This is a genomic window from Lysinibacillus sp. NPDC048646, from assembly GCF_050272295.1.
Classification (GTDB): Bacteria; Bacillota; Bacilli; order Bacillales_A; family Planococcaceae; genus Lysinibacillus.
The window spans coordinates 56,808-73,721 of record NZ_JBNNLZ010000017.1; the positions used below are offsets into that span (position 1 = coordinate 56,808).

The following is a 16,914-nucleotide window of genomic DNA, read 5'->3' on the forward strand; positions in this document are numbered from 1 at the left end:
AATATACTGGCGTACGGAAACAAAAGACCACATAACGAAAGTAGTATCGTCATGTGGCGAATGTTTTAATAAAAAATCAACAATAACGTACCGACAATAAAACAATAATATGTAAAGTAGCTTAGTTTGCCACTTTTCATAATACCCATAAACCAACGCATTGCAAAATATGTCATAAATAATGTCGCAATAAATGTGGCAGCATATGGAACTGCTAGAGCACCTTTATTTGGCTCATCTAAAAAATCTGTAATCCCAAGTACAACACCACCGAGACTTACTGGAATATAAAGCATGAACGAGAAGCGTAATGCTGTGTCCTGCCTCATGCCAACTGCAATAGCTGAAATAATGGTTGCACCTGAGCGACTAATGCCAGGCGTTAACGCTACCGCTTGACCAAGCCCTACTATTATTGCATCTTTCGCGCTTAAATCAACATCTTTCTTTGTACCGCGCATATTACGAATTAACCAAAGTGCAATTCCGGTTACAAATAACATCAGAGCGATTGTCGTCATGCTGATATTATCTGCAATAACATCACTTAGTAAAACGCCTAATACACCTGCTGGTATGGAACCTATAACAATGTATAAAGCAAATCGAAAATCCGCTTTATATCGTCTTTCACGCGTTTTGATATAAAGAGAAAAATTCGTAATCAGTCGTACTATATCTGCCCGATAAATATACACAATGGCTAACAATGAAGCTGTGTTCGTTAAAATGGCGAAGGTAAAACCCTGATCACCTAGACCTAAAATTTCACTAGCAATCATGACATGACCACTCGATGATACTGGAATGGGCTCTGTAAAACCTTGTACAAGTCCGATAATAATATGCTTCAAAATAAGCATTATATCTAAGTTCTCCATTAATACCCTCCATAATTCATATGTATGACGCAAACTTTAAATTAGACGTTAAGACCGACTTAAAGGTTCGTAAAAAAAAGCATATCTCAAAATTTATGAGACATGCTCTTTAAATAGTATTTGCATTTGATAAAATTACATCATCTATTCTTAGTTTCATCTCCTAAATTGCTAGGAGATGAAGAATCTTATTGTCGAACTTTATTGGCAAGCATATTTTCTGCTGCCTGCACTGTGTTGAAAAGTAACATTGTGATTGTCATCGGCCCTACGCCACCTGGTACTGGTGTAATATGAGACGCAATGCCGTCAACATCTAAAAAGTTTACGTCGCCGCATAGCTTGTTATTTTCATCGCGATTAATACCAACATCAATAACAACTGCACCTTCTTTTACATGTTCTTTCGTAATAAAGTTTGCACGTCCAACTGCTGCAATCAAAATATCCGCTTGCTTTGTAAATGAAGGTAAATCAGGTGTTTTTGAATGCGTGTAAGTCACTGTTGCATCTTTTTGCAATAGAAGTTGTCCCATAGGTTTCCCTACAATATGACTTCGACCAACAATGACCGCATGCTTCCCTGCAATTTCAATTCCGGAATATTCAAGAAGTTTCATAACACCAAATGGCGTACACGGTAAAAATGTTTCTTGGCCAAGCATCATTTTACCAACACTTACTGGTGAGAAGCCATCTACGTCTTTTTCAACAGCGATTGTCGCAATAACTGTATCCTCATCAATATGTTTTGGCAGTGGTAATTGTACTAAAATACCGTGAATGTCTTCACGTCCATTTAATAACACGATTTGCGCTAGTAATTCTTCTTGCGTAGTTTCTTCTGGTAATTTCACTAGTTCAGAAAACATACCAATTGCTTCACAAGACTTTTGCTTGTTTCTTACATATGTAGCAGAAGCTTGGTTGTCCCCAACTAATACGACCACTAAACCTGGTGTTAATCCTTGCTCTTTTAAACGAACTACACGCTCTGCTACAGAATTACGAATTTCTTGACCAATTTCTTTACCATTAATAATTGCACTTGACATAAACCTTTGTTACTCCTTCCAATACAACACGTTTTTATTGTTCTGTAAATTTAGAAAGTACGCCATTAACAAATTTCGACGAACCATCGTCGCCAAATGTTTTGCATAACTCGATTGCTTCGTTAAGTACTACTCTTTTTGGTGTTTCTGGCATGTATAAAAGTTCGTATACAGCTAGACGTAACACTGTTCTTTCAATTTTCGGTAGACGGGCAAGTGACCACTTTTCTAGATGCTGCGAAAGGGCCGCATCAATTTCCTCCAAATTTTCAGCTGTTCCATTTGCAATCTTTTCGTAGAAAGCATTTGTCGGTTGACCTTTAATATGTCCCATTGCTTCTTCGACTGTTAGATCGGTATTGTCTAGCTGAAACAATACTTGCAACGCTTTTTCGCGTGCTTCATGTCGTTTCATGTAAAGCTCTCCTTCTTAAGTGGCATTAAGGTTTATAATAGCATAAATTCGTGGCAGAAACACGATTTCAAGCAAGTTTTCAATAATCTGAAACCTTTTTCAAGCAACTTTCTGCTTATTTTAACTTTCTTTCGCAATTAGTTTTATGTGCGAAAGTGAAACGGTGGCGGTAAATCGTTTTATGCGCGTTAGCGTAGCGACATCTACAATATCAATGTCATCTTTTGTAAAGTTTGACGAGGCTCCATATTTTTTAAACTATCATGAATGATATAATGGATACGATTCAATTCTAGCTTTAGAGGTATTTATAACACATCATAAAGTAATGAATTAGAAATCTCTTTTTATTGCTAGGGAGGCTATCTATGAAAGAATATTATTATACAATCGGAGAGGTAGCAAAGTTGTCGAATCTTTCTGTGCAGACACTTCGCTACTACGATCAAATTGATTTATTTAAACCAGCTTATACTGATGCCTCTAGTAATTATCGCTATTATAAAGATAATCAGATTTTTTACTTAGATCTCATTAAATCACTTAAGTATATCGGTACATCGCTTGAAGACATAAAAAAAGCACTCATGTTGACACCCGAAGAACTACTCGTTTTTTTAGAACAAAAAGAACTACGTCTAGAAGAAAAAATTTCTCGATTAAATGAAGTGAAATATACCCTACTTAAAACGAAAAAACAAATGCAAGAGCAAATTGATATTCCTGTCTTTGGTGAGGTCTATACACGGTTAGAAGAAGAAATGGCGATTTTACAAGTTACTACAAACGAACTAACACCAACATCTAGCACAAATTCGTACTACGGTACATTGACCAAAATCATCGAGAATGAGGGGAGTGTGCTAAATAGTCGTTACGGTTGCATCTATCCACTTGCCCAATACACAGAGGTAAATGATATTATTTATGATGCAATCTTTACACCCCTGTTAACCGAACGTACCTTTTCTAAACTTTCAACCGATGTAAAACAAACGATTGTTCCCGCAGGCATGTACGTATGCATTGCCTTTATCTATCACCCCGAAACATATTTTTCATTTTATGAAAAACTTAAAAACTATGTAGATTCGCAAAAAAATGCATTCGATTCAATTGTATATGAACTCTATATGCCGGCCACATTAATAGCAGAGCAAGAAAAAAAGTTTATTGTTGAATTAAAAATTAGGCAAAATTCCTCCGATTAATGTCATTTCCTTCTTTTTTCAAACAAATCTTTTGACCCTATAGCTACTATAGGGTTTATTGTAATACTAGAAAATATTCTAGTAGATTGGATTTTGTATATCTCATGTAACGTGAAATGTTGAAGGAGTAAAGAAAATGAACAAGAAACAAACAGTAACGTTAACTATTTTGTTAACGAATCTATTTATCGCCTTTTTAGGCATCGGTCTAGTTATCCCTGTCTTACCGACAATTATGAATGAACTAAAAATTACGGGGTCTGTCATCGGTTATATGGTCGCGGCATTTGCGATTACTCAGCTTATTGTTTCACCAATTTCTGGTAAACTCGTAGACCGCATCGGTCGGAAAGTTATGATCGTTGCAGGTCTTTTTATTTTCGGTCTTTCCGAGTTATTATTCGGGATGGGTCGTACAATCGAAGTATTATTTATATCTCGTATGCTTGGTGGTGTAAGTGCTGCATTTATTATGCCAGCAGTTACTGCATTCATTGCTGATATTACAACAATGGCGCAACGTCCAAAGGCTCTCGGCTATATGAGTGCTGCTATTAGTACTGGCTTTATTATTGGACCGGGAATAGGTGGCTTTTTGGCGGAATACGGTACACGTCTACCATTCTACGCTGCAGGTATACTTGGTTTCTTAGCAGCCATCTTATCATTCACATTATTAAAAGAACCTACACGCGCGGTGGATGATTCTGAAGCTGCAAGTTCTATTTTTGGTAGTACGAAACGTATTTTTAGCCCTTTATATTTCATCGCCTTCATGATAATTTTTGTCTTATCATTTGGCCTTGCTGCGTTTGAATCTTTGTTTAGTTTGTTCGTGGATCATAAGTTTGGATTCACGCCGAAGGATATTGCGATTATTATTACTGGTAGTGGCATTATAGGCGCACTTGCACAACTATTATTATTTGATTGGCTGACAAAAAAGATGGGCGAAATTAACGTCATTCGCTACTCACTTGTATTATCCGCTGTCCTTACGCTTGCCATGACAATCGTTAATCATTATGCTGCAATTTTATTCGTTACTTTCTTTATTTTTGTAGGCTTTGATTTAATACGCCCTGCGGCTACTTCTTATTTATCAAAAATTGCTGGCAATGAACAGGGCTTTGTTGGTGGCATGAATTCAATGTTTACCAGTCTTGGTAATATATTCGGGCCAATATTAGGTGGCATGTTGTTCGACATTAATTTAAACTATCCATACTACTTTGCAACAATTGTATTAGTCATCGGTGTGATACTCGCATTTTTATGGAAAAAGCCAAAACATATTGAACTATAATTTAGCCAGTCACAACAGCTTTTTCTTTCGGTATAGACCATTACTTTCCGTCAATTATGTCATAACAAAAAACGAGGCTATCTCATAATTTTGAGATAACCTCGTTTTTCTTATTCTTGCACTGCCACTTCTTCTTTTTCGAAATGAATGCCTGTAATATGTACATTCACTTCTGCTGTTTCAAGTGCAGTCATATTTAAAATCGCTTGGCGAATTTGCGTTTGTACGTCCTTTGCCACTTTTGGAATCGCATAACCATATTTTACAGAGCAAAATACATCAATGGCAATTTCACCACTTTCTGTGACGCCAGATTTAATGCCCTTATTGTGCACTTTTTTACCGAAGCGTTCCACAACGCCCGTTGCAATATTACCACGTGTTGCCGCGATACCTTCTACCTCGCTAACAGCAATCCCAGCGACAATTTCAATGACTTCCGCCGCTACCTCAATTTTACCAAGTTCCTCTTTTCCAGATGGTGTTGGTTGTACAAAAGATTGTCCTACTTTCTCTGCCATGCAAATATCATCCTTTCCCTTACGCATCGCAAGCAAATGCTGTTGTTACGTTTATTATACTATAAAAAGGAAGGTTTGGCTTAGGAAAGCCGTTATAATTTCAAGGTAGACCAACTCTATATAAGGTTCATATCGATATATTCTAAAAGTTAGGCGATAAATCCCATTACTTTCTCGATAAATTCTAAAAATGTACCTATAAATAGTGAAAAGCGAAGAAATCACGCGGATTTCTTCACCTTTGTTTGAACAATTATTTATTTGTCCCTAATACGTCGTTTTCTTCTAGGAATTTCGTGTTGAATTTCGCAGATTTGAATACGTCGTTATTCATTAAAGCTTCATGGAATGGAATGGTTGTATTGATACCAGGACCAGAAACTTCAAATTCCCCTAGCGCACGATTCATTTTCGCAATTGCTTCCTCACGTGTATCCGCATGAACGATTAGCTTCGCTACCATTGAATCATAGTATGGAGGGATTGTATAACCTGCATAAACAGCAGAGTCAATACGTACACCATAACCACCTGGCGTGATGTAAGTATCTACAGTACCCGCTGATGGCATAAAGTTTTTATATGCATTTTCTGCGTTAATACGGCATTCAATTGCCCAACCATTTAATTTAATATCTTCTTGCGCAAATGGCAGTTTTTCACCAGATGCAATTTTCAATTGTTGTTGTACAAGATCGACACCAGAAATCATTTCTGTTACTGGGTGTTCTACTTGAATACGTGTATTCATTTCCATGAAGTAGAACTTGTCTTCCTGATAATCATAGATGAACTCGATTGTACCAGCACCTTCATAGTTACATGCTTGTGCTGCCTTTACCGCTGCTGCACCCATTTCAGCACGACGTTCAGCAGATAGTGCAGGAGATGGAGCTTCCTCAACTAATTTCTGCATACGACGTTGAACTGTACAGTCACGTTCGCCTAAGTGTACGACATTACCGTGACCATCCGCTAAAACTTGAATTTCACAGTGTCGGAAGTACTCGATGAATTTTTCTAGATATACGCCTGGGTTACCGAATGCTGCAGCAGCCTCTTTTTGCGTAATGTCGATGCCTTTTACAAGGTCTTCTTCTGTACGCGCTACACGGATACCTTTACCGCCACCACCAGCAGTTGCTTTGATGATTACTGGGTAGCCGATTTTAGCAGCCCATTCTTTACCTGTTTCGACATCTGGCACAATACCAGTACCTGGAACAAGTGGAACTCCTGCTGCTTCCATTGTTGTACGCGCAACGTCTTTAATCCCCATGATTTTAATAGAATCAGATGAAGGACCAATAAATTTGATGCCTGCGTTTTCACATGCTTCAGCGAAGTCAGCGTTTTCAGATACGAAACCGTAACCTGGGTGGATACCGTCTGCACCTGTTTTCTCTGCTACACTAAGTAAAGCTGGGAAGCTAAGATATGAATCTTTAGATAGTTTAGGACCGATGCAATATGCTTCGTCCGCTAATTTCACATGTAATGCGTCTGCGTCTGCTTCAGAGTATACGGCAACAGATTTGATACCTAGCTCTTTACAAGCACGAATGATTCGTACAGCGATTTCGCCGCGGTTTGCAATTAAAACTTTTTTCATGGTTGTATGCACTCCTTACTCAGCTTTTACAAGGAATAATGGTTGACCGTATTCTACTAATTCGCCATCTTTAACAAGTACTTCAACGATTTCACCTTTAACTTCTGCTTCGATTTCGTTGAAGAGTTTCATAGCTTCTACGATACATACGATCGCTTCGTCGCCCACTTTGTCGCCTACCTGTACATAAGCTGGTGTTTCTGGGTTTGGAGCTGCATAGAAAGTACCAACCATAGGAGATACGATTTTATGTAACGATGGGTCGTTGTTTGTTGGTGCTGCTGGAGCTTCTTCAACTTTTGCTGGGGCTGGAGCTGCTGCTGGTGCAGTTTGTTGTACAACAGGAGCTGAAACTTCTTTTTTAGGTGCTACAGTTTCAGTAACAACCACACTATTCTTTTTTAATTTAACTTTTGCACCGTCTACTTCATAAACGAACTCGTCGATTGAAGAAGAATCTACTAATTTAATGATTTCACGAATTTCTTGGATTTTGAACATGTCTAACTCTCCTTATGAAATAATATCTACTACACACACTATTCTATATTTTTTTCGAACAATTTGAAATAGTTAAATGAAAATTAAGTAAATATAAACAAAATAAAAGGCTTTCTTTTACTAAACGAAAGCCTTTTCATTATACTGATATATAACAACCACTGATAAATAGACAGAATATTCCTTTTTTTCGCTAAGTTTTAATAGTTGTTTGCACTAAACTTAACTTGCACGTCATTTGCGCCTTCCCATTCACTTCTTACCAAATAGATGATCTCATTTGCTTGTGATTTAGATAGCTCTTCCGCCATGACAGTGACAGATACTTTTTCACCTTCCGCTCGTACAAAGGCATCCGAATATCCTAAAGATTTAACAAGCATTTCTAACATCGCTTCCGCTGATTCCTGTTTAATAAGTCCATCGATATCATTGAATGCCTTATTTTTTTCTTCAGCTGTGGCTTCTTCAGATGCAATTTTTTGCGTTAGCTGCTGTCGTAATTGGCTTCTCTCATCACTTACTTGCATACGCATTTCTTCAAACATATGACTTGGCGAAGATACTTCTGTCGTCACATCTTGTTTTGAAGCCTCTTGATCTGTTACACCCGTTATTGCTGTTTGCTGTAATGTATCATCTGAAAAAATAGTTAAACCATTAAATTGTTTTGCTGGGTCAACTAAATAGTATACTGAAATTACTGCTACTAGACTTAATAATGTCATAAACCAAACAGTTCTTCTACGCACGCGCATTCATTTTTCCCCCTTATTTTCCATTGGAACAATAATAATTCGATGAATAGGCAATTGCATCACTTGACTGACGACAGCACGAATTTCATTTTTAATAAAAATATCCGATGCTCCCTCTGAAACAATAAGCATTCCTGTTACATCTTTCTCGCCTTGGTCAGTCCCCCTAAAATATTGGCTAAATAGATTATTTTCATCCGTCTCATTTGTCATCTCTCCATAATAAAAATAAACTTTTACCTCCCCAACACCTTGCATAGCTCTTAGTGTCTGTTCAAGCTTTTCCTCATTTGTAGAAGGTGTGACTCGCTCATTTGTTGAATTCGTTTGAAACATTGGAAACACGATGAAAAGTCCCACGGAGGCGGCAATGAGCATTAAGACCAAAAATGGCTTTGTTTTTTTTCGTGCCTTTTCCACATCACTTGTACATTGCCTCCCTTCATCTTCTCTTTTTCAAGTGTATGTACGCTTGTTTCTTCCTATGAGTTGATAAATGGAATCTTTAATAGCAATTGCAAAAATACTAACGTAATGACGAGTTTTGTTAGTGAAATTATCTGCTTATCATCGGTTAGAAACACGAAAAGCTGACAAATAAAGAGCAACGCCAATAAAAGAATCAATCTATCTCCCCCCGGCCATAACCTGCACAAAAACGATAAGGAAAAAACAAGAAAACATAAATGAAAAAGCAATTAGAAATGATACTGCACATAATGTAAATAGAGATTTACTAACATGATCAAGTAATTTACAAATATCATCAAAAGCAATTGGTTCTAAAATTGCTGCTAACATCTTCAATGAATATGCACTGACAACAAGCTGCACAGTCGGAATAAACGAAATTGTGATAACGGCTATAAAAGCACTAATACTACTAATAGAAGAAGAAAATTGCGTCATATGCTGAAACATCGAAAAACTATCGACTATAAAAGACCCGACAACTGGAATATTTTCTTCGATGAGCTTTTTCACAGGCTCTGAAACAGCTTTATTGACACTAAATGCTGCAACACCACTTGCTGACATCAAAATGACGTAACAAACAACGGATGCCGATACGATACTCATAATTGTAAAACGAATGAGATCCGCAATTCTCGTAAAGGATATTTCTTTTACAATCACGCTGCAAACATCAAAAACAATTGCAAAAAGCACCCCAGGAATAAGCCATTTACTACTAATAATTGTTAAGACTTGTACAAAAAAGAGTAAAAAGGGCTGCCAAGAAGCAATCGCTGTAATACTACTAGATAGAAGAAAACTTGATGTTAGAATTGGATAGAATGCCGTGAATATATGCGAAAGTCCCTGTGCAATTTGATCGATTAAATTGAATGAGTTAACCACCACAGGGCCGATTGTCGCTAATACAATAAGAAAAAACAGTATCCTTGTCCCTTTTTCAAATTCTGGTAACATCATATTGACAATAAGAATAATAATGACGTAGCCACACAAAATGAGTGTCATTTTGAGCAAGAGAAAAAAAGGATCTATCAAAAACGAAAGTAGTTGCTCCTGCAATGTATTCGCTCCTTAGCTTATCCTTTGTAAAATGGCCGACACCTCCTGTAAAACAGCCATAAATTCTTTGATCCAGTACAATAAGATAACAATTTTCACCGCATCAAAAACCAATCCCCCGAGTACCTTATAGCTATGTTCAACAAGCAACATAGACACCCATTGCCCTACATAAAAAAGGCTAGCGCTCATGACAATAGCTTTTGCATAAGGCAAAAAGGCTAACATTTCGAGGAGCTGCTTCACGAGTGGCAATAGGAGTGTTGAAAACAATAAACTGAACAGTAAAAACGAAAACATTACACTAATTAGCGCATGGAGTGGTTTTATAACTTCTTTTAAAAGTAATAATAAAAGCAGCATGACAACAGCGACAATGACAATTTCCATCTACATTACCCAGAAGAGGTCAACCATTGAAAGAAGGTTAATATTTCATTGAAAAATAATCTTAAAAATCGCAGTAATTCTGCTGCCATATATAAGTAAGCAATGAAAAATAAGAAAAACGAAAACTCTTTCTTGCCTGTTTGATCAAAGAAAACATGAAGAAGCGCAACTACTAGTCCCACTCCTGCGACTCTTAATACGTCTTGTAATTCCATTCATACGCCCCCTCGTGTACAGCAATATATGTCGTTAGTAAAAAAAAAAGACCTCCATACAAACGTATAAAGGTCTTGGAATTAAAATATTTAAGTTTCTATGTGTTTACATACGATCTAAATAGTGTTAGTACAACTTACATCCTTAAAAAGCAGGATATACATTGAAAACTTTGAGCCAACAAGGGTTACTAAAGCGTAGCCACAGTCCCTGGCGACATTAACAAGCATGCCTGTGATTCAGTGGGTATGGAAGCTACTAACACTAATTTTGCGCTCTAGCACATTATTTTTTGATGGAGATTTAATTATATTAACTTTGCAAGTATGTCTTCCACAGAGCCAGGTTGCACTAAATAACTATTTTCACCCATCCACATAGATACGTATTGTGAATTTCCTTGCTTTGCACTTTCCTTACGAATAGTAGACGTTAAATAATGTTGTAGTGGATAAGGTGCTACAATAGCATCCTTCATACGTTCAGTAAAATCATTGGCTAAGCCACGTGCTGGTTTGCCAGTAAAGGCACGCGTAATGGTTGTCTGCTGTGCTTTTGATTGCAGTACAGCATTTTTGTATTCTGTTGAAATTTCACATTCATCTGCAACTAACAGAGCTGTGCCTATTTGTACAGCCTGCGCACCATTTGCTAATGCCCTCTTCACATCATCCTTGGAGACAATTCCACCCGCTACAATAATTGGAATCGTAATTTCTCCTACCACTTGTTGTAGTAATTCATTACGGTTGATAAACTGCATAGGCTCAATAAAGGAACCTCGATGACCACCTGCTTCTTCACCCTGTAACACCACAGCATCCATGCCCGCTTCCTCCACACATTTTGCTTCATTCAATGTGGTTGCAGTACCGATGACATAAACGTTATTTTCTTTTAGACGACGGATAACATCTGCTGACGGGATGCCAAATGTAAATGAACAAATGGCTACATTTTCATCAAGAATGGCTTGTACTTGTCCTTCAAAAACTTCCGATGATATCACACTTTGGACAGGTGATAACCCAAGCTCGTCATAAAATGGTTGCAAAGCCATACGTGCATTTTGAAGTACTTCCACATCAATACGTGGTTCCTCCTGCACAAATAAATTGACTGCAAATGGCTTATGCGTCAGTTTTTTTACTTCTTGAATAAATCTTTTTGTTTGCTCTCCATCTAAATAGCCGGCTCCAATTGATCCTAAAACCCCAGCCTCCGCACAAGCTGCAACAAATTTTGGTGATGTAACCCCAGCCATAGGTGCTTGAATAATTGGATATTGTATCTCAAATTTATGTAACATAGCATTCACTCCTTACGTATATTCTAAATATTTTTTCCACTTTTGACCATCTATCCGATGATAGAAACAAATGATTATTTATTAATAAAGGCAACCGTTCTTCTATCTATTATCACAACTTTCAACAAAAAAGTCATATATGTATAAAGAAAAAGTAAAAACCTACTCTTTTAGTACAGAGTAGGCTTGATATACGTTACTTACGCGCGCGATACGTAAGACGAATCAGTTGTATTGATAATTAAAACATCACCTTGGTTGACAAAGAATGGTACTTGAACGATAAGACCAGTTTGAAGTGTCGCAGGTTTTGTACCGCCTGAAGCTGTATCTCCTTTAATACCTGGTTCTGTTTCCGTTACTTCTAGCTCAACAGTATTTGGTAACTCTACACCAAGCATCTCTCCTTGATAAGATTGGATGTGTACTTCCATATTCTCTTTAAGGAACTTTAGCTCATACTCAATTGCAGATGATGCTAATTCTGTTTGATCATAAGACTCCATATCCATGAAGACATGCTCGTCACCTTGTGCATATAAATACTGCATCTTACGATTATCAATTTGTGCTTTTTCAACTTTCTCACCAGCACGGAAAGTTTTTTCTTGTACGTTACCATTACGTAAGTTACGTAATTTTGAACGTACAAATGCAGCACCTTTACCTGGTTTTACGTGTTGGAAATCCATAACACGGTATAGTTGGCCATCCACAATAATTGTTAGACCTGTTCGGAAATCGTTTACTGAAATCATTTATTTTCCTCCATTGTTTATAAAATGATGAGTTCTTTTGACGAATGCGTTAGGAGTTCATTACCTGTCTCAGTGATTAAAATATCGTCCTCGATACGTAGACCACCGATTCCTGGTAAATACACACCTGGTTCAATCGTTACGGCCATGCCTGGCTCTAGTACCGTATCTGAACGCATCGATAAGCCAGGGCCTTCATGTACTTCAAGGCCAATACCATGTCCTAATGAATGACCAAAAGCCTCGCCATAGCCTTTTTCTGTTAAGTAGTCACGTGCAATCGCATCTGCTTGAATTCCTGTTAAACCAGGACCCACTTTTTCAAGTGCTAAAAGTTGTGATGCAAGGACTGCATTGTACATGTCTACTAATTTTGCAGATGGTTCGCCAACAGCTACTGTACGTGTAATATCAGAGATATAGCCATTGTAAAGTGCACCATAATCTAGTGTAACAAAGTCACCTTTTTCAATCACTTTATCTGTGGCAACACCGTGAGGCAATGCTGAGCGAAGACCAGACGCGACAATCGTATCGAATGAGGACTGTGTTGCCCCTTGTTTTCGCATGAAAAATTCTAATTCATTCGAAACCTCAAGCTCTGTTTTACCTGGCTTGATGAAGTCTATAATATGTGTAAATGCGTGATCAGCAATTTCACACGCAACCTTAATAATATTAATCTCTTGTTCCGTCTTAATCAAGCGAATTTTTTCAATTAGTCCAGAAACCGGTACTAAATCAGCTTGAATCACATTTTTGTATAGCTCATATGTGCCATAGCTGACAGCATCTTTCTCAAAGCCCAATAATTTGATGCCCATTGCTTTTACTTGTGTCGCAATTTCCTCGAGGATTGTCGCTTCATGCTTGACGATACGGTAGTCCTTGATTTGTGCAGTTGCTTGTTCTGTGTAACGAAAATCTGTGATAAACACAGCATCATTTTGTGACACAATCGCTACTCCCGCTGTCCCTGTGAAACCAGTCATATAACGACGGTTGTACTCGTTCGTAATTAAAATACCCTCGATGTTTTGTTCTTGTAGAGCCTTACGAAGCTTTTGTAATTTTAACATTTTAGTTCTCCCCTTCGATGAATGTGCGTAATGCCAGCTCATAGCCTTTTGTACCTAGGCCACAAATCTGGCCGATGCAAGCAGGTGCAAGAAAAGAATGATGGCGGAAAGCCTCACGTTTATGGATATTTGAAATATGTACCTCTATAACTGGCACTGAAATTCCCGCAATTGCATCATGTAACGCAATGCTCGTATGTGTATAAGCACCGGGATTAAAGATAATACCATCATATTGTTCGTCTTCTGCTTCATGCACCCAATCCACTAGCACGCCCTCATGATTGGATTGACGAAACTCAACTGTTGCACCGAGTGTTGCCGCAAGATGTTGGACATTATTTTTCACAGCATCTAACGTTTCATGTCCGTAAATATGCGGCTCTCGTTTACCAAGCCGATTTAAATTAGGTCCATTTAAACATAATAACTTCACGCTATATTCGCCTCTTTCTATGTACTTGCACTTTATTTTATCATACCCGTTGCATACGGCAACTAATTACCTTTTTGTGCAGTATGCTCTTTCTGATGAAAATTTGCTGTTTCAAGTAAGAACCGTAATAAGCAAATAACTACTACCATAAAGGGAATGGATAATTTTTTAAAAGAAGCAGACTGTAACGGCAAATCAAGGACAATCCATTCTAATGTGACCGTAAAAATAAGACCAAGTAAAAAAGATGACAGAACAGCTGGTATAATATGGACATAGCGCAAAGTAATATACAAAAAGAGTCCAAATAAAAATAGGATGAGTGTTAGAAAACTCCACTGAAACAATTTTGAACTATCTTCAAATAATTCCCACTTCTTATAAAAACCGATTGGATTCCAGTCAATTAAATGAAAAAACTGAAGTCCCCTCAAGCACAATGCTAGGACAAGTGCACTTACAATTGATGTTATAATGGCTACTTTCAAGCGTATCCCTCCTAAATTTGAGCGTTTTGAGTTATTACCGAGGCGATATGGGCTATAGACCTGGGCGCTGAACGGTTGGACCTGAGCGTTAAACCTTTGCTCCTGAGTATTTTCTGCCATTAACCCGAGCGATAAACCCGTGGACCCGAGCGTTTCTGGCCTTGACCCGAGCGATAAACCCGTGGACCCGAGCGTTTCTGGCCTTGACCCGAGCGATAAACCCGTGGACCCGAGCGTTTCTCGCCTTGACCCGAGCGATAAACCCGTGGACCCGAGCGTTTCTCGCCTTGACCCGAGCGATAAACCCGTGGACCCGAGCGTTCAACTGTTGCTCCTGAGCGTTACCTAAGCTACTATGTGAACAGTACAAGCTAATAAAACAAAATTATACGTTTAGTGTAGCCATATAGAAAATTTACTATGCGTACCTCTAGAGGTTTTTCACTAAATTTAGTACAATGGTACAGTTGAAATATATAAAGAGAGTGGTGTTAGCCTTGAGCAATTCACCTGTATACGGGGGACAAGCACAATTAGAAGGTGTGATGTTCGGAGGAAAGGAACATACGATTACAGCCATTCGCCGTAACGATGCTTCCATTGATTATTATCATTACAAAAAAGTTCAAAAACCAATTCTACAAAAACTAAAAAAAATTCCTTTTGTACGTGGTGTTGTGGCACTTATTGAATCTGCTGGTTTAGGTTCACGCCATATGCAATTTTCTGGGGATCGCTACGATGTTACACCTGGCGAAGAAGAGGAAAATGTAGAGGAAGGCTCTAAACTGCAAATGATTTTAGGGGTTGCCGTAGTTGGGATACTGTCCTTTTTATTTGGCAAATTTGCATTTACATTAATCCCTGTATTTATTGCAGACTTTTTCTCTAAATGGATAGAAGGTAAAACAGGCCAAATCCTATTGGAAAGTGGTATTAAGCTTATTCTACTACTTACCTATTTGTACTTTATCTCATTAACCCCGATCATAAAACGAGTCTTTCAATATCACGGTGCGGAACATAAAGTTATCAATTGCTATGAAGCTGGTATGGAAGTAACTGTAGCAAATGTACAAGCACAATCTCGTTTACATTATCGTTGTGGTAGTAGTTTCATGTTATTTACTGTGTTCGTAGGCATGTTTTTATATTTCTTTGTACCTACTGATCCACTTTGGTTACGTCTAGTAGATCGCATTTTATTAATTCCCGTTGTACTTGGCGTATCATTTGAAGTACTTCAAGCAACAAATGCCTGCCGTAATATACCTGTGTTACGCTTCCTCGGTTATCCAGGGTTGTGGCTGCAATTACTGACAACAAGAGAGCCAAAAGACGACCAAGTAGAAGTAGCAATTGCTTCATTCAATATGCTTCGTCAGGTCGAACAACAGCCAGAAATCGCTGCAACTTTAAATCATGACTAAAAAGCAAGAGAAATCATCACCAAATGATTTCTCTTGCTTTTCTCTTTATTGATTATTGAGGCTGTATAGCGATGATTTGTTGCTTCGCCGTCTCATACTCCTCTTGCAATGTTCTGATAATTTCACGAACTGACTCTCGCTTTTCGATATTTGTAACGCCATGACCCGCGGACCAGATATCTCGCCAAGCCTTGGCATTTACAAGATGGGTTAAATCAATGTCCTTTCTTGGCTTTAACGTCGATGGATCAATTCCTTCCTTTAATAACGAGGGAATTAAGACATTCACATGCACGCCACTAAAAGCATCCGTATATAAAATGTCATCGGTCTTACTGTCAATAACCATCTTTTTATAGTCTTCAGGTGCATTGCCATCATCACAAGCTAAAAAACGCGTCCCCATATAAGCGTAATCGGCGCCAATAATTTGTGCAGCTAACACGTCTGCACCGCTAGAAATAGAACCTGATAAAATAATCGTACCATTAAAGAACTTTTTCACCGCAGAGACAAAACCAAATGGATGAAGCTGACCTCCATGTCCTCCCGCTCCTGCACATACAAGAATAAGACCATCCACCCCAGTTGCCGCTGATTTCTCTGCATGCTTGACATTCGCTACATCAGCATAGACTTTTCCACCATAGCCATGCACAATTTCAATGACCCGCTTCGGATTACCAAGTGATGTAATAACAATCGGTGGTTCATGCCTTTCAATTAACTGTAAATCCTCTTCAAAGCGTGCATTCGCTACAGGATGACAAATAAAATTAACAGCCCAAGGCTCTGTTGGTAACGCCTCTTTAATGTTCTGTAACCACTCATCACAAACCGCTGCTGGTCTTGCATTCAATAAAGGAAACGAACCAATTGCCCCTGCCTTACTCGCTTCAATCACCATCGCTGGGTTCGATACTAAAAACATCGGTGCAACTATAATTGGTAAACTCGACATAAACCTTCCCCCTTTCATTGTTTATTCTATAAAAATCACATAAATCCT

Annotated in this window: 20 protein-coding genes; 3 read left to right on the forward strand and 17 right to left on the reverse strand. The window is 38.2% G+C overall.

Translation table 11 applies throughout. The features are described 5' to 3' along the window. Positions 1-65 precede the first annotated feature (65 nt). From ACQKII_RS16970 to nusB, 3 genes are all read right to left on the reverse strand, one after another. Positions 66-881: an undecaprenyl-diphosphate phosphatase gene (locus tag ACQKII_RS16970; RefSeq protein ID WP_427461207.1), complete on the reverse strand. Its 816-nt coding sequence runs from the start codon at positions 879-881 to the stop codon at positions 66-68. A 188-nt stretch (positions 882-1,069) separates the two neighbouring features. Continuing rightward, positions 1,070-1,936, reverse strand: a complete 867-nt coding sequence (gene folD / locus ACQKII_RS16975) for a bifunctional methylenetetrahydrofolate dehydrogenase/methenyltetrahydrofolate cyclohydrolase FolD (RefSeq protein ID WP_427461209.1) — start codon at positions 1,934-1,936, stop codon at positions 1,070-1,072. Between the two features lie 34 nt (positions 1,937-1,970). Next, positions 1,971-2,351 (reverse strand): transcription antitermination factor NusB, encoded by a 381-nt coding sequence (gene nusB / locus ACQKII_RS16980; protein WP_427461211.1) that lies wholly within the window; start codon positions 2,349-2,351, stop codon positions 1,971-1,973. Positions 2,352-2,719: 368 nt separating this feature from the next. Between nusB and ACQKII_RS16985 the strand changes: the two genes are divergently transcribed. Both ACQKII_RS16985 and ACQKII_RS16990 read left to right on the forward strand, forming a co-directional pair. Next, the gene (locus ACQKII_RS16985) at positions 2,720-3,562 is read left to right on the forward strand and encodes a MerR family transcriptional regulator (protein WP_427461213.1); all 843 of its coding nucleotides are present in this window, start codon (positions 2,720-2,722) and stop codon (positions 3,560-3,562) included. 136 nt (positions 3,563-3,698) lie between these two features. Then, the gene (locus tag ACQKII_RS16990; protein WP_427461215.1) at positions 3,699-4,868 is read left to right on the forward strand and encodes an MFS transporter; all 1,170 of its coding nucleotides are present in this window, start codon (positions 3,699-3,701) and stop codon (positions 4,866-4,868) included. A 110-nt stretch (positions 4,869-4,978) separates the two neighbouring features. Here ACQKII_RS16990 and ACQKII_RS16995 read toward each other — a convergent pair whose 3' ends face one another. The 13 genes from ACQKII_RS16995 to ACQKII_RS17055 all read right to left on the reverse strand — a co-directional run bounded on the left by ACQKII_RS16995 (position 4,979) and on the right by ACQKII_RS17055 (position 14,475). Next, the gene (locus ACQKII_RS16995; RefSeq protein WP_107949413.1) at positions 4,979-5,389 is read right to left on the reverse strand and encodes an Asp23/Gls24 family envelope stress response protein; all 411 of its coding nucleotides are present in this window, start codon (positions 5,387-5,389) and stop codon (positions 4,979-4,981) included. Between the two features lie 253 nt (positions 5,390-5,642). After that, positions 5,643-7,001: an acetyl-CoA carboxylase biotin carboxylase subunit gene (gene accC, locus ACQKII_RS17000; RefSeq protein ID WP_427461217.1), complete on the reverse strand. Its 1,359-nt coding sequence runs from the start codon at positions 6,999-7,001 to the stop codon at positions 5,643-5,645. Positions 7,002-7,016: 15 nt separating this feature from the next. Continuing rightward, complete coding sequence (gene accB, locus ACQKII_RS17005; protein ID WP_427461219.1) at positions 7,017-7,502, reverse strand: acetyl-CoA carboxylase biotin carboxyl carrier protein; 486 nt, start codon at positions 7,500-7,502, stop codon at positions 7,017-7,019. A gap of 200 nt (positions 7,503-7,702) precedes the next feature. Then, positions 7,703-8,260, reverse strand: a complete 558-nt coding sequence (locus tag ACQKII_RS17010) for a SpoIIIAH-like family protein (RefSeq protein ID WP_427461221.1) — start codon at positions 8,258-8,260, stop codon at positions 7,703-7,705. Next, positions 8,261-8,596, reverse strand: a complete 336-nt coding sequence (locus tag ACQKII_RS17015) for a hypothetical protein (protein WP_427461283.1) — start codon at positions 8,594-8,596, stop codon at positions 8,261-8,263. It abuts the gene before it with no gap. Positions 8,597-8,887: 291 nt separating this feature from the next. Next, complete coding sequence (locus ACQKII_RS17020) at positions 8,888-9,799, reverse strand: stage III sporulation protein AE (protein WP_427461223.1); 912 nt, start codon at positions 9,797-9,799, stop codon at positions 8,888-8,890. Positions 9,800-9,811: 12 nt separating this feature from the next. Next, positions 9,812-10,189 (reverse strand): hypothetical protein, encoded by a 378-nt coding sequence (locus tag ACQKII_RS17025; protein WP_427461225.1) that lies wholly within the window; start codon positions 10,187-10,189, stop codon positions 9,812-9,814. A gap of 5 nt (positions 10,190-10,194) precedes the next feature. After that, on the reverse strand, positions 10,195-10,404 hold the full coding sequence (locus ACQKII_RS17030; protein ID WP_427461226.1) for a stage III sporulation protein AC: 210 nt from the start codon (positions 10,402-10,404) through the stop codon (positions 10,195-10,197). 308 nt (positions 10,405-10,712) lie between these two features. After that, positions 10,713-11,714, reverse strand: coding sequence for an NAD(P)H-dependent flavin oxidoreductase (locus tag ACQKII_RS17035; protein WP_427461228.1), 1,002 nt, complete (start codon positions 11,712-11,714; stop codon positions 10,713-10,715). A gap of 200 nt (positions 11,715-11,914) precedes the next feature. Further along, positions 11,915-12,472 carry an elongation factor P gene (efp, locus tag ACQKII_RS17040; protein ID WP_107924640.1) on the reverse strand — a complete coding sequence of 186 codons (558 nt, stop codon included), beginning with the start codon at positions 12,470-12,472 and terminating at the stop codon, positions 11,915-11,917. Positions 12,473-12,489: 17 nt separating this feature from the next. Beyond that, on the reverse strand, positions 12,490-13,551 hold the full coding sequence (locus tag ACQKII_RS17045) for a M24 family metallopeptidase (protein WP_427461231.1): 1,062 nt from the start codon (positions 13,549-13,551) through the stop codon (positions 12,490-12,492). Position 13,552: 1 nt separating this feature from the next. Beyond that, positions 13,553-13,987 (reverse strand): type II 3-dehydroquinate dehydratase, encoded by a 435-nt coding sequence (gene aroQ, locus ACQKII_RS17050; protein ID WP_427461233.1) that lies wholly within the window; start codon positions 13,985-13,987, stop codon positions 13,553-13,555. A gap of 62 nt (positions 13,988-14,049) precedes the next feature. After that, a complete protein-coding gene (locus tag ACQKII_RS17055; RefSeq protein ID WP_427461234.1) occupies positions 14,050-14,475 on the reverse strand; it encodes a hypothetical protein in 426 nt (141 codons plus the stop codon). 458 nt (positions 14,476-14,933) lie between these two features. Here ACQKII_RS17055 and ACQKII_RS17060 point away from each other — a divergent pair, with 458 nt between their 5' ends. Continuing rightward, on the forward strand, positions 14,934-15,905 hold the full coding sequence (locus tag ACQKII_RS17060; protein ID WP_427461236.1) for a DUF1385 domain-containing protein: 972 nt from the start codon (positions 14,934-14,936) through the stop codon (positions 15,903-15,905). A gap of 52 nt (positions 15,906-15,957) precedes the next feature. On the opposite strand, the gene ACQKII_RS17065 is transcribed toward ACQKII_RS17060, so the two are convergent. Then, positions 15,958-16,866 carry an NAD(P)H-dependent flavin oxidoreductase gene (locus ACQKII_RS17065; RefSeq protein ID WP_427461238.1) on the reverse strand — a complete coding sequence of 303 codons (909 nt, stop codon included), beginning with the start codon at positions 16,864-16,866 and terminating at the stop codon, positions 15,958-15,960. Between the last annotated feature and the right edge of the window lie 48 nt (positions 16,867-16,914).